The 13,506-nt window shown below is 51.2% G+C and carries 13 protein-coding genes; 8 read left to right on the forward strand and 5 right to left on the reverse strand.

What is annotated here, in order from left to right:
- Positions 1-424 precede the first annotated feature (424 nt).
- The 4 genes from AC1DWB_RS05880 to wsfD all read left to right on the forward strand — a co-directional run bounded on the left by AC1DWB_RS05880 (position 425) and on the right by wsfD (position 4,408).
- Positions 425-1,375, forward strand: a complete 951-nt coding sequence (locus AC1DWB_RS05880; RefSeq protein ID WP_477540108.1) for a phosphatase PAP2 family protein — start codon at positions 425-427, stop codon at positions 1,373-1,375.
- A gap of 93 nt (positions 1,376-1,468) precedes the next feature.
- Positions 1,469-2,512, forward strand: a complete 1,044-nt coding sequence (locus tag AC1DWB_RS05885) for a glycosyltransferase family 2 protein (RefSeq protein WP_477540109.1) — start codon at positions 1,469-1,471, stop codon at positions 2,510-2,512.
- 4 nt (positions 2,513-2,516) lie between these two features.
- A complete protein-coding gene (locus AC1DWB_RS05890) occupies positions 2,517-2,981 on the forward strand; it encodes a GtrA family protein (RefSeq protein ID WP_477540110.1) in 465 nt (154 codons plus the stop codon).
- The gene (wsfD, locus tag AC1DWB_RS05895) at positions 2,978-4,408 is read left to right on the forward strand and encodes a glycan biosynthesis hexose transferase WsfD (protein WP_477540111.1); all 1,431 of its coding nucleotides are present in this window, start codon (positions 2,978-2,980) and stop codon (positions 4,406-4,408) included. Before AC1DWB_RS05890 ends, wsfD begins: the two co-directional genes overlap by 4 nt.
- A 59-nt stretch (positions 4,409-4,467) precedes the next feature.
- Here wsfD and AC1DWB_RS05900 read toward each other — a convergent pair whose 3' ends face one another.
- The 3 genes from AC1DWB_RS05900 to AC1DWB_RS05910 are packed head-to-tail and all read right to left on the reverse strand — an operon-like array spanning position 4,468 to position 5,331.
- The gene (locus AC1DWB_RS05900) at positions 4,468-4,593 is read right to left on the reverse strand and encodes a hypothetical protein (protein ID WP_477540112.1); all 126 of its coding nucleotides are present in this window, start codon (positions 4,591-4,593) and stop codon (positions 4,468-4,470) included.
- Between the two features lie 52 nt (positions 4,594-4,645).
- The gene (locus tag AC1DWB_RS05905; RefSeq protein WP_477540113.1) at positions 4,646-4,849 is read right to left on the reverse strand and encodes a cold-inducible protein YdjO-related protein; all 204 of its coding nucleotides are present in this window, start codon (positions 4,847-4,849) and stop codon (positions 4,646-4,648) included.
- 20 nt (positions 4,850-4,869) lie between these two features.
- Positions 4,870-5,331 carry a GreA/GreB family elongation factor gene (locus AC1DWB_RS05910; protein ID WP_477540114.1) on the reverse strand — a complete coding sequence of 154 codons (462 nt, stop codon included), beginning with the start codon at positions 5,329-5,331 and terminating at the stop codon, positions 4,870-4,872.
- A gap of 489 nt (positions 5,332-5,820) precedes the next feature.
- On the opposite strand from AC1DWB_RS05910, the gene desA reads away from it, so the two are divergent.
- From desA to AC1DWB_RS05925, 3 genes are all read left to right on the forward strand, one after another.
- Positions 5,821-6,876 (forward strand): Delta(5) desaturase DesA, encoded by a 1,056-nt coding sequence (gene desA, locus AC1DWB_RS05915; protein ID WP_477540115.1) that lies wholly within the window; start codon positions 5,821-5,823, stop codon positions 6,874-6,876.
- A gap of 68 nt (positions 6,877-6,944) precedes the next feature.
- Positions 6,945-8,081 carry a sensor histidine kinase gene (locus AC1DWB_RS05920; protein ID WP_477540189.1) on the forward strand — a complete coding sequence of 379 codons (1,137 nt, stop codon included), beginning with the start codon at positions 6,945-6,947 and terminating at the stop codon, positions 8,079-8,081.
- Positions 8,078-8,677, forward strand: coding sequence for a response regulator (locus AC1DWB_RS05925; protein WP_477540116.1), 600 nt, complete (start codon positions 8,078-8,080; stop codon positions 8,675-8,677). Before AC1DWB_RS05920 ends, AC1DWB_RS05925 begins: the two co-directional genes overlap by 4 nt.
- 569 nt (positions 8,678-9,246) lie before the next feature.
- On the opposite strand, the gene AC1DWB_RS05930 is transcribed toward AC1DWB_RS05925, so the two are convergent.
- Both AC1DWB_RS05930 and AC1DWB_RS05935 read right to left on the reverse strand, forming a co-directional pair.
- Positions 9,247-9,432, reverse strand: coding sequence for a YjfB family protein (locus tag AC1DWB_RS05930; RefSeq protein WP_477540117.1), 186 nt, complete (start codon positions 9,430-9,432; stop codon positions 9,247-9,249).
- Between the two features lie 226 nt (positions 9,433-9,658).
- The gene (locus tag AC1DWB_RS05935; RefSeq protein ID WP_477540118.1) at positions 9,659-10,240 is read right to left on the reverse strand and encodes a TetR/AcrR family transcriptional regulator; all 582 of its coding nucleotides are present in this window, start codon (positions 10,238-10,240) and stop codon (positions 9,659-9,661) included.
- Positions 10,241-10,387: 147 nt separating this feature from the next.
- Between AC1DWB_RS05935 and AC1DWB_RS05940 the strand changes: the two genes are divergently transcribed.
- Positions 10,388-13,363, forward strand: coding sequence for an efflux RND transporter permease subunit (locus AC1DWB_RS05940; protein WP_477540119.1), 2,976 nt, complete (start codon positions 10,388-10,390; stop codon positions 13,361-13,363).
- The last annotated feature ends 143 nt before the right edge of the window (positions 13,364-13,506 follow it).

The raw sequence follows: 13,506 nt of genomic DNA on the forward strand, positions 1-13,506 counted from the left end.
CTGACATTGAAACTGCATATATATCTGCACAAGGACCTTACATTATTACTTTCTGAATCGACATGGTAATGGATGGTCGGGTTGGAGTAAGGTACGTTCAAAATCAGGTTGTTACCTTTCCGGTCATATGATATGACTATTTGCTGGTTCCTGAATAGGCCCAACATCCTGCATCATGATGCTGAACTGCCCAGGACGGTACCTAACCGATTGAACTCAGGCAGCCGGAGCAAGGAGCCATGTTTCTGGATTCAGGCAAGCAGGGCAAGGCAGGGCGAGGCGGTCTCTGTGCAGTCCAAGGCGGCATTGAGTTTTTTTGGGGATTGCATCCCTTCTTAGTCTTCGGTTATGTTTATAAAGCCCCGCGATAAGAAGGAATGTGATTGCGGAGCAAGCAGATTAGACAAAGGGGAACCATTGTACCATGTTGACCAAAAAAATATTTATACCTTTATTACTCGTTATTTCATTTGGATTGGTTTATGCGATTAGCCGCGTGGAGGATTGGGGAATTCTTTGTATAGTCGTTCTGGCGATGGCGTTATACGGCACGAGGAAAGATGCTAAACCGATGTCCTGGGGACAGTTCATGCCGCTCGGACTAGTCGTCTTGTTCTTGTTCTACCTCATCTATATGTACGCCAATCCGATGTGGCATCGGGTAGTCGGTTATCAGACGGAGAATGTGCATCACATCTTCAAGTGGAACGATTGGTTCAACTCGATTCCGCTCAACGACGCCAGTTTCATGCGCATCTGGCAGCCGGACTGGCTGACGAAATATTTCCAGTGGGTGTACCAATACGGATTTGCATTATCCTATTGGATTTGCGTGATCCGCGCCTTCTTCACCAAGGATGTGCAGAAGTTCGGGCGTTATGCGCTTGCAGGCTACTTGCTTCAAGTACCGCTCATCTTGATCTTTTACAACACCGTCTTACTCCAGGAAGTATGGTTCGTGCAGGGAACGCCGGATTTGCTGGAACGTGATTTGACCCCGGAGCAGCAGTACTCCACGGCATTGAACTGCTTTCCAAGTATGCATACTTCTATTGCCTTTGCCGCCATCCTGCTCGCCATGCGAGAGAAGAGTCGTTGGTACCGTTGGGTAATCGGCATCTACGGCGTGTCCATCATGCTATCTACGCTTTATCTCAAGATCCACTGGGTAATCGATATGTTCGCCGGCATGCTGTTCGCTTACGGTTGTGTGAAGCTGGCAGATTGGCTCGTCGGTTCGCGCATGTTCGTCGCGTTCACCAGATCGTTCGAGTCGCTCGGAGCCAAGTTGTACAGCCGGATCGTCAAGGATCAGCCGACTGCGACTACGACTGCGATTAAGGAATCCGGGGAGAACCAACCGCCTGCATTTTGACCCCATGAACCCGAAGCTGGCAGTAGGATCATTTGATTTGCGTGCACGAAACAGGTATGATGATCTCAAAAAAGAGGAGTCAACAGTATCCCCATGAATCGAAGTAATTTGCCCATTATAAGTATTGTTGTACCTTGCTACAACGAAGAGGAAGTGCTTCCAGAAACGGTCATCCGGTTAACGGCCGTACTCGAACGACTCATTGCCGAACGATTGGCTGCCCCGACCAGCTTCGTGCTGTTCGTCGACGATGGAAGCAAAGACCGAACCTGGGAGCTGATCGAGAGCTACCACCGTTCGCATCCACATATTTCGGGACTGAAGCTGGCACGTAACGCCGGACATCAAAGCGCCTTGCTCGCCGGCTTGAAATCAGTAACCGACCGTTCCGACTGCGCTATCTCAATCGACGCGGATCTGCAGGACGACCCACAAGTAATCCGCGAGTTCCTCATCAAGTTCCACGAAGGCTACGAAGTCGTATACGGCGTTCGCGACAGCCGCGAGACCGATACGTGGTTCAAGCGCTTCACCGCGCAAGCGTTTTATAAGATGATGAAAGCTATGGGCGTCAACATCACATACAACCACGCTGATTACCGGCTGATGAGCCGACGGGCGCTGGAACAGCTGCACCGATTCAAGGAAGTTAACGTCTTCCTGCGCGGAATCGTACCGATGGTCGGCTTCAAATCGACGAATGTGTACTATGACCGACATGAACGGTTCGCGGGCGAATCCAAATATCCGTTGAAAAAAATGTTGGCCTTCGCCTGGGACGGCATCACCTCATTAAGCGTGACTCCAATCCGACTCGTGACCACAGCCGGCTTCCTGATGTTCCTGGTCAGCATCATTGTAGGCTTATACGCGCTTATTCAGAAATTGATAGGCAATACGATTCCCGGTTGGACATCGTTGATGGTGTCCTTGTGGTTCATTGGCGGTATTCAAGTGATCAGCCTTGGCTTAATCGGCGAATATATCGGTAAGATCTACAAAGAAGTCAAGCACCGTCCCCTGTTTATCGTGGAGAAAGAACTAGTTCCGCTTGTATCTGCACCCGAATCTACTTCTGCCTCTGCTTCTACCTCCGCACCTGCAAACGTGGAGCATGAAGTAACGACTCGAGGGTAGTCGGATGAGCATAAGATCCACGCTGGAGCGGTTCTGGAATCATTCTTTCTTTCGATTTTTACTCGTCGGGGTCATGAATACGATCGTCGGGTTATCGGCGACATATCTCCTTCTGAATGCATTGGGTCTCCATTACTGGGTATCCACTTTCCTCGGGAACTGTATCGGAGCGGTCGTCAGCTATTTCCTGAATAAGCGGTTCACCTTCCAGTCCCAAGCCAGCTTCGGCAGCAGCATCTGGAAGTTCACGGCCGTCATTCTGGCGTGCTACGCCTTGTCTTATTGGGCTGGATTAGTCATTAGCAGTCAGCTAATTAACCTGGTGAACGCCGATCAGGCCGCGTGGGCGGACAATTTGGCTGTGCTTATCGGAGCCGGGTTGTATACCATCAGCAATTACTTTGGACAGCGATTTTTCGCATTCCGCACCCCGAGCGCACAACAGCGCGATGAAAGGAAATCTTCATGATTATGATCCGTAAGCTGCTTCGCAGCGTTGAATGGTGGACCTTGGTGGCGGTAGCCGCAGTCGTCGTCTATGTAACGGTCATACACCCAATCGTAGGGATTGCCGACAACGGAGACTTCCTGAGAGTATTCAGCACCGTTGGGATGGACTATGCGTCTAACGACCTCAGCTACGAAGACAAGTATTTTCACTATTTTATCAAAGACTGGGCGTTCGCCGACCCGTTCCGAGGAGCTTACATCACGACTCAGACGTTCGTTGTCTACATCGCCACCTTGTTGAACCGATTGCTGTATAGCAATCAACATTTCGATATGCGATTCATGGTATTGGTGTATACCGTACTCTTAATGATTGCATTCTATTACCTGATCCGGTATAACAAAGCAAAGTCGCTCTCATTCGCGGTCATCATGGCCGTCTTGCTCGTATTCGTATTCGCCGATGGCGCTTATATCGCCTACTTCAATTCCTTATTCGGCGAACCCGTATCACTCGTCTTCTTACTGTTGACTGTAGCGCTAGGGATTGCTCTAACCAAGCAAGAACACCCTTCCAAGACGTTGTTGGCGTTCTACTTCGTGGTCTGCTTCTTCTTCGTGTTTTCCAAAATCCAGAATGCTCCTGTCGGCATCCTAGCCGCCTTGATGGGTTTGCGATTTATGCGTTTCCGGCCGGACCGGGGATGGAGGAAGCTAGTCATTTGGTGTTCCGCGATATTAGCGCTCGGTTCTGTCGCCATGTACTTGCTAGCACCCAAGCAGTTCAAAGAAATTAATATATACCAGACCGTATTCTACGGCGTGTTGAAAGATTCCCCTACCCCCAAGGAAGACTTGGCGGAGCTTGGGTTGAACCCGGAATTGGCTGTTCTGGCCAACACGAACTTTTTCACACCGAATACGCCGATCCCGCAGAGGGACCCGCAGTTGTATGAGCAATTTTATAGCCAGATGAGCCATGGCAAAATTGTCGCTTTCTACTTGAAGCATCCTGGTAGACTGCTGGACAAGTTCGAAGTAGCCGCGCGTGATGGGATGACGATCCGGCCCTACTATCTCGGTACATACGAGCAGTCGGAGAATCAACCATCAGGGGCCGTCAACACCAAGATGAGCTATTGGAGCGAATTCAAGCATTCGAAGGTGCCGAACCGATTCTGGTTCGTCTTCGCCGTGTTTGCTGCCTACTTCGGGGTATTGATCTGGGAGTACATCCGGGCAACCACCTTGCGCCGCAAAGTGTTCGCCGAGTTATTCGCTCTCGTAGGCTGTATCGGCGCCATCTCCTTCCTCATTCCGATCATTGGAGACGGCGAAGCCGATCTGGCCAAGCACCTGTTCCTGTTCAACGTATGCTTCGATATGATGCTCGTCGCTATCGTATTATGGGTCGCAGCGAAGCTGACACGCACGCAATTCGAATAACGACATAACGAAAGAGGGATCCTTCACTTAGGGGGATCCCTTGTTCGTTGTGTCTTCGTCTAGGTAAAGTATGAAATGCTATACAGCAGCACGATTAAGACAATCACACAAGTGGCACCAATGGATAGCCATAAGAATAGCTTAGGCAGGAAATCATCCATCGGCTCTTTGGCTTCCTCATCCATGGAAACATCTCCTTCTTGCAATAATGAAAGCTCTTACACTTAATTTATCCAATTATTTGGAAAGCATACGAGTGCCGAGCACCATACTTGTTCCGCAAAATGTGCACAGCGGCGCGGATTTAAATGTATATTCCTCTCGCATCCAGCAAGTGCACAAGGGCTTCACACACTCCCACACAGATGTGGCATATAGTTTCTCCGTTGTCGAATCGGGCTTTTTTGGGAAATACCCGATGTAAGGTTTGTTGTTCGCCATGACGTTCTTCTCCAAGCTCCTTATGCCGTATTGGTTTCAGTCGGTTGCACAGTGATCTCCTGAATGATTACTTCGCTGTGTCCTGCTGGAATGGACAGCCTAACCGTATCCGATACGGAGGAGAGCAGCAATTGACTGCCAATTGGCGATGTGAAGGAGATCCATCCTTTATCAGGATCCGTCTGTTCTGGGAAGCAAATCGTGTACGTCTCATGGACCTGAAACTCCGTGTAATATACCTTAACTTGACTCCCAATCAACACGATCGTCTCAAACGCGTCATTCTGCCCGGAACCGACCTGGATCAATTGTTCGAGTCGTTCTATATATCGGTCAAGCAATTGCTCCATGGCTCGCCGCTCGTATGCTCTGGACAAGTATGGATAGTAATCATCCAACAGCTCCTGTCTTCTCTCATCCAGCTCCGTTAACTGTGCAATGAAATATTCCTTTGCCCCGTTTTTCCAATCAATGCTCATCATAACCCCTCGATTCTAGGATTGTTGTCCAATCATCTTGTATCCCCCGTAAGGACACACCCTACAGAGGAACGATAAGAGCGGAACACAGCATCACCTCCTTACCCGAATTTGCCCTGCAAAGCGAAACCATTAAATGTAAAATAGTCCAATATAGCACGAAAGGCACCTCGCTCGAATAACGAGCGAAATGCCTAGCTAGGTTAATAGTTGGGGTTGTTGCACCCTCATTATTTCACGCTTTCACACCAATGTCAAACATTATTGGAATCGTGTTCCATTTAATGGCGGTTCGTCTATTTCCTTGCAAAGAGCAAGCTATCCGGCAGCATTTTCATGCAGCAACACGCACCACCCATGACATTTGTCATATGCTTGTTCTGACGTTTATGACTTACCGTCCGCTCCGGGTTTTACTACAATAAGAGTAACATACAAGCCCTTTGACTTCCGGCTTTGTGTCCTGCGTCGCATCAGAGGAGGAACCCACCTATGACAAAAGCCAAAGAGCTCCAGTTGAAGAAGGAAATGGCCCCATATGAACATAACAGCCTCAAATCCAGTGTCAGACAGTTAATTAACACGCTTGCACCCTTGGTGCTGCTGTGGATCGCAGCTTATTACAGCTTGTCGATATCGTATTGGCTCACGCTGCCGATTGCCATCGTTACGGCTGGATTCGTCATTCGGACATTCATTCTATTCCACGACTGCTGCCACCAGTCCTTCTTCAAAGGTCGGTTAGCCAATGAAATCGTAGGCACCATTACAGGTGTACTTACACTCGTTCCTTACCATCAATGGAAAGCGACCCATTCCATTCATCATGCCACTAGCAGCAACCTGGACAAGCGCGGCGTTGGCGACATGTGGATTATGACGGTGGACGAATACATCGCAGCTTCAATATGGCGTCGCATCGCATACCGTATCTATCGCAATCCGGTAGTCATGTTCGGGATCGGCCCCCTCTATATATTTCTGATCGATTATCGCTTCAACCGGAAGGCCGCCAGAAGCCGGGAACGCATCAACACTTATGTGACGAATGTATCTCTAGTCGGGCTATACACGCTGTTGTGCTGGGCGATTGGCTGGCAGGCGTTTCTCATGGTTCAGGGGACGGTATTCTTCTTCTCCGGACTAGCCGGTATATGGCTGTTCTATGTTCAGCATCAGTTCGAGGATTCGTACTTCGAGAATGAAGACGAATGGAGCTATGTGAAAGCTGCTGTCGATGGAAGCTCCTACTACAAGCTGCCGAAGGTTCTCCAGTGGATTACGGGCAACATTGGCTTTCATCACGTCCATCACCTGAGCCCTAGAGTGCCGAATTATAACTTGGAAGCCGCTCATAACGCGACACCGCCACTTCAGAAGGCAACGACAATTGACATTCGTACCAGTCTGAAATCGCTCCACTTCCGGTTATGGGATGAGGAGAACAAGACGTTTGTCAGCTTCAGGGGGATCAAGCTAGCCCTGCTCGCCAAAAAGCAGAAGAGTCAGGTGAAGCCGACTATCCAACCAGCATTGAACCAGAAGTAGCCGTCTATAGAGTCAAATGTGGTACAATAATTGAATAAGTAACATCGCAGCAAGAGGAGGGAGCAGCCATCACAAAATGGTATCAGACGTTTCACAAAAATACGGGTCTTAGCCCGTATGTGTGGGTCGTCTTCTGTATCCTTCCTTTTTACTTTATATCCCAGTCTTCATCAACACCGCAAATCGTGATCGGGATTTTAATGATTCTGGTATTCTTTATCTGTTATTTACTATCCTTCATCTCCAGGGGCTGGCAGGTGTACTTCTGGACAAGTGCACAAATAGCCATTTCCCTGGTCATGACCGTCGTATACGGCTATGTGTATTTTTCCTTGTTTCTTGCTTTTTTTATTGGCAACATTCGCAGTCGAGCTGGTTTTATCACTTTATATACGATTCACTTGGTCAGCTCCATTGGGACGATCAATTATGGCTTCGTGACCAAAAACCCTTTACTCGTGACTCAATTCCCGTTCGTGTTGATCAGCCTGATCGCCGTCATCCTCCTTCCGGTCAGCACTTATAATCGGAACAAGCAGGAACAGCTGCAGGAGCAATTGGAGGATGCGAATAAGCGCATATCGGATTTAGTCAAGCTTGAGGAACGTCAACGGATTGCCCGCGATCTGCATGACACCCTAGGGCAAAAGCTTTCACTGATCGGGTTGAAGAGCGATTTGGCCGGGAAGCTAATGCGTCTGCACCCAGATAAAGCACAGGTTGAGCTTGATGACGTGCGGCGAACAGCAAGAAGTGCACTCAAAGAAGTTCGCGAGATGGTCACTACGATGCGTGGCACGCGGCTCGAGGACGAAATGTTCCGCATTCAGCAAATTTTGAAAGCCGCTCAGATTGAGTTCATCTTAGAGGGTGATCCTAAGCTGACTGAAATCTCCCTTCTGAACGAAAATGTGATAAGTATGTGCCTGAAGGAAGCTGTCACGAATGTGGTTAAGCACAGTAGTGCGACTATATGCTCGGTAAGCATCGATGCTACGCGTGCGGAGCTTGTCGTAACCGTAAGTGACAATGGTGTCGGGATGTTCAAGGATAGAGGGCATGCTAGAGGCAACGGGCTTCGTGGCATGAAAGAACGACTCGAGTTTGTGAATGGCAGCCTGGAAATCAGTTGTAACAGCGGTTCGACCCTAATGATGAAAGTGCCGAATATCGTCAAACAGCCTTTGGAGGAGGTCAATCCATGATTCGTATTGTGATTGCCGAAGATCAGCGGATGCTGCTCGGTGCTCTTGCTTCCCTACTCAATCTCGAAGAGGATATGCAGATAGTTGGCAAGGCTAGCAATGGTGAAGAAGCTGTGGCACTCGTTCAGCAGCATAAGCCGGATATATGTATGATGGATATTGAGATGCCGATCAAGAGTGGTCTAGAAGCAGCCGAGGAACTTAAGAACCAGGACTGCAAAATTATTATTTTGACGACGTTCGCACGATCGGGATATTTCGAAAAAGCTTTGAAGGCCGGTGTTCGAGGTTATTTGCTAAAGGACAGTCCGATCGAAGAGCTCGCCGACTCTATCCGCAACGTCATGAACGGCAGACGAATCTTCGCCCCAGAACTAGTGGATGAAGCCTATGGAGAAGAGAATCCGTTGACCGAACGCGAGAATGCAGTACTCAGCTTGATGGCCAATGGCAGGAATACGAAGGATATCGCCGGAGAACTGTACATTACAACAGGAACCGTGCGCAACTATATTTCCGTCATTCTGGACAAATTAAATGTAAGTAACCGGATCGAGGCCATTATGCATTTTAAGGAGAAGGGCTGGTTCAAGTAACCTGCTTGCCCCAATAAGAAAAACCCGGCCTACGGCCAGTGAGGTCCTTGGTCGTTGCGTTCAGTTTGGTGCGTGGTGAGGGTATGGGAGGAGATTCCGACCGTTGTTGAAATTTTGTTCCTATGATTGTATGTTTAGCCGTGTGAACAAGATTTCAAAGACGGACGCTCCGCTTCTCCACCCCCTCCCACACCCTCTTCGTTCTTCTTTTGTATTAGGCGTTACGTCTTCCAAGTGGCATCTTCTAATTCCGAAAAGCTGCAAAAGTGCTGGATTTTCGACCCCTCCCTGTCCAAAGCTAATGAATTCCTGCAAATGTGCAGTATTTTATCGACAAGATCTCGATTTCGCCCAAACTACAGCTAAAAAGCTTCTGTATAGTACCAACTTTCCGAATCTCGACTGAACCCCATATACTGCATCCTTCAAGGAAAGCAATTAACGGCACAGCCTCCGGACTCCCCCATAACTTCAAAACTTTTGCTTTCTAAGTAGTTATAAGAGGGCACCTTTAATAAAAAAACATCCCGCCCTTCATTGAAGAAGGTACGGGATGTTACTCGTTTATATTAGATCCGGATATCCAAGCTCTTACCAAGATGCGGCTGCACGCTCTGTTGAAGCATCTGAACTAGCTGTGCGCCTTGTGTTTCCGCCAAGCCCTTTGCTTGATCCAGTACGGCTACCCCTACCTGCACAGGTAGAACGCTTTGTTCAAACTGGCTGAATGCAGAGCTAAGTGAAGTTATGTCCATAGGAATCCTCCTTGCCGTTTAACCCGGCCCTGGGTGCTAGTAATAGAGCTAGTATACCATTATTTTCCGAGATTCGACACTGTAAATTTCACTTCACAAGGAGTCTGTCCGACGGTTTGAATTTCGTGAATATTTATTCATTGGATTATGGAGGGGTAAGGGAATGGTACGTAAAGTTTACGGCCGCCTTTGAAATCGAGTTGTAGGCACACCATGCACCGAGCGACTATTCCCCCGCCACACCGGCAAAAAACACTTCCATCGTCCGTTCCATCTGTACATCTAGCCGCTCATCCCCTTGCTCCATCGCCCAGAACAGCAGACAACCGAAGAAAGACTGAACCGCCATCCTCACAAGGAACTCAGGCGTATACTTAGCGCTAAACTCGCCTCGCTCCTGTGCTAGACGGAATACTGGAACCGCCGCATCATAGACTGTATCCAGGATCTCGTTCTGGTTCGCCAAGCTAAGCGGACTGGACAGTGTCCCTTGCAGCATCGCCTTCATGAGCGGCAGTCTAAGGTCCATTCGCCGCACGAGCTCAATGAGCATCTGCTTCATCATTGGTACATAGGGCCCCGGCTGCTCCAGCAGTTTCCGAATCTCATCAATCGCCCAGAACCCTTGTAAATCACACATGATTTCTTCTTTATATTGAAAATAATTAAAAAACGTCCCCTTGCCCACACCCGCCTTATCGGTGATCTGAGCCACTGTAGTCGATTCGTAGCCTTGTTCGGAAAAAAGCTGCATTGCCGCATCAACAATCCGTTTTCGGGTCTCCCGTTTCTTCTCTTCTCGATTCATTGTACCTCCGCTGATCTTAGCAAGATGAAACCGATATTTGGCCTTATTGTAACACAATTTTGTCGCTTGATAAATATTGACCACCAGTCATGTTTTGTAGTATAAGTGTAATAGACGAGAAAGATGAATCGGATAGGAGGCTGTCGTGTGTTAGAAAAATGGATTCGTATATTAGCCAAAGCCAGGTGGATCATCGTTCTGGTATGGCTCGCCCTGACCGTAGGCTTATTCGCCGCGGCCCAAGCCGGATGGCTGCCCAATCTCACTCAGATCATTCGGGAAACCGAAGCCAAGTTCATCCCGGCTGATGCGGAGTCGATGCAGGCGTCGGCCATCGCGAATCGCATCAACCCGAACAACAAGTCCCGCTCCAACGCGGTTATCGTGATGAATCGCGAAGGCGGGCTGACTGATTCGGACCGACAATGGTTACAAAGCACGGTCAAGCAGCTGAACGACAATCGGGACGCGCTGGAGATCGTGAATGTGACCTCCTTGTTCGACATCCCGGAATTCGCGCAAAAGTTCGAAAGCAAGGACAAATCCACCCTGCTCACCTTGATCGACTTCGCGAAGCCGGATAACTCCCCTTCCACTCAGGAGAATCTGGGTAAGATCCGCGAGACATTGAAGACGGGCATACCCACAGGCGCATCGGCTGAACTGACGGGCAGCGCCCCGATCACTACGGACTTTCAGAAATCGAGTGAAGATGGCCTGAAGAAGACAGAATTGCTCACGGTCGTGCTCGTGGTGGTGATTCTGCTGATCGTCTTCCGATCGCCAATCGCTCCACTCATTCCTTTGTTCACCATTGCGTTGTCGTACATGATCTCAAGAACATTTGTCGGAGTAGCCGCCGACATCGGCATGCCGGTATCCTCGTTCACGGAGTCGTTCCTGATCGCCGTGCTGTTCGGAGCCGGAACCGATTATTGTATCCTGCTCATTCAACGGTTCCGGGAAGAGCTTAGCCACGGTCACGACCGCGTAGAAGCTCTGATCATCACGATGCGTACGGTCGGGAAGACCGTCGTCTTCTCCGCGAGCACCGTACTAATCGCCTTCTTCCTGATCGGCTTCGCCAAGTTCGGGATGTACCAGTCCGCCGTTGGCGTGTCGATCGGGATGCTCATTACCTTGATTGCCGGCCTCACGTTAACGCCAGCGCTTATGATGATTCTCGGCCCTAAGATGTTCTGGCCGGTTCGCATCAAGCCGGGTCAAGGCCACGGCGAGTCGAAGATCTGGGGCAAGATGGCACGGTTGTCTGCCAAGCGTCCCATTACCGTTCTTCTCGTCACGGTTCTCGTGACGGTGCCGATCGTGTTCCTGTTCCACGGTCAGCGCTCGTTCGATGACATCGCCGAGATCAATCCGAACTCCGGTTCGGTCATCGGCTTCAATACGGTGAAGGAAAAGTTCGGAGCCGGTGAAGTGTTCCCCGTCACCGTCACTATTACCTCGAGCAAGTCGATGCGGACGCCGGAGGCACTGGCCGCCATCGAAGCGAGCAGCGCGATCGTCTCCAAGGCGACTCACGTCGCCGAGGTGCGCAGTGCTACGCGGCCGCTCGGCCAGCAGATCGGCGAGCTGACGGTGCCCGATCAGCTCGGCAAGACGACGAAGGCGATCGGGGATGTCGCCGGAGGCGTGACCCAGATCGCCGACGGCTTCGGCCAGGCGCGCGCCGAGCTCATACAAGGCGCGGCCCCGCTTGGTGAGCTGAGCGGCGGCCTGGCGCAGATGGCGCAGAGCTCACGCGACGCGCAGCAAGGGCTGCGCCAGGTCGGCGGAGGTCTGGCGGACATCCGCCAGGGACTCGCCGGCTCGCAGCAGGGCGCCGCGCAAGCGGAGCAAGCCGCCGCCTCGATGGGCGGCGACCTGGCTCAGCTCGTCGAGCAGCACCCCGAGCTGGCGCAAGACCCCGCCTACCAAGCGCTGCTTGCGAAGCAGCAGGGCTTGGCGGGGGCGCTGCCCCAGCTGAGCGGCGGGCTCGGCTCGCTCGCACAGGGCGCAGGCGCGTTGACGCCTGCGGTCACGCAGATCGGCGCCGGCCTGGGCCAATTGGCCGACGGCCAGACGCAAGCGGCGAGCGGCATCGGCCAGCTGCAAGCGGGCCTGGGCAAGCTCGACCAGGGGCTTGGCGACGGCGTCGCCGCACTAAGCCAAGCCGCCGACGGCTTGAAGCAAGTCGGCGACGCGCAGAAGCAGATTGCCGATCAAGCCGGCAAGCAGATCGCCGGGTGGCAGATTCCGGCAGACGTCATCGAGTCGGCCGACTTCAAGCGCTCGCTTGAGGTGTACATGTCGCCGGATGGCAAGACGACGAAGCTGGAGATCGTCCTGAGCAGTCACCCTTATTCCAAGGAAGCGATGGATGGAATGGACGATCTGCGCAATACGATCAAGCAAAGCTTCGCCGGTTCAGCCATCACCGATGCCGATGTGAAGCTCGCCGGCACTACGGCGCAATACCATGAATTGGATCGAATCTCGAACGACGATTTCATCCGTACCGGCATACTCGTGCTGATCGGCATCTATATCGTCTTGGGGCTGCTGCTGCGTTCCGTACTCGCACCTCTGTACATCTTGCTATCGCTTGCGTTCAACTATCTCATTACGATGGGTTTGGTCGAATTCATCTTCGTCGAGCTGCTTGGATTCCCAGGCCTGTCCTGGACGGTCTCGTTCTTTGTCTTCCTCATGGTCGTGGCGCTCGGGGTCGACTACAGTATCTTCCTCATGGCTCGCTTCAAGGAGGAATACCGCCCGGGCGGCGTTATTCCGGCGATGACCAAGGCCATGACGACGACCGGTGGCGTGATCATTTCCGCCGCGGTCATTATGGGTGGCACGTTCGCGGCCTTCATGTACTCGGGCGTGAACACGCTCGTGCAGATCGGTGCCGGTATCGTGATCGGCCTTGGGCTGTACACGACGTTGTTCATGGGGCTCGTCGTACCAGCCATCGCCATGCTGTTCGGCGAAGCCAACTGGTGGCCGTTTGTGGGCCGCCGTCGGCAAGCCGCAGCAGCGGAGCGTGAACGTCACCCCGCCAAAGCCCCTCGCGAGGTGCACAGCGGTGAAGTGCAGTTGGAAATGGAAACATCGAGGTAATTCAATCAGCTAACAGAAGAAGGGCGCTCCCTAGCAGATCATCTGCCAAGGGAGCGCTCTTGTAGTTATGGTGTCTTAGAGCTTCCGATAATCTAATCATCGACTTCAATTCGTTTTCATATTCGCTCGTCATTCAGTTTGAA

The organism is Paenibacillus sp. P4_E11 (assembly GCF_056401635.1).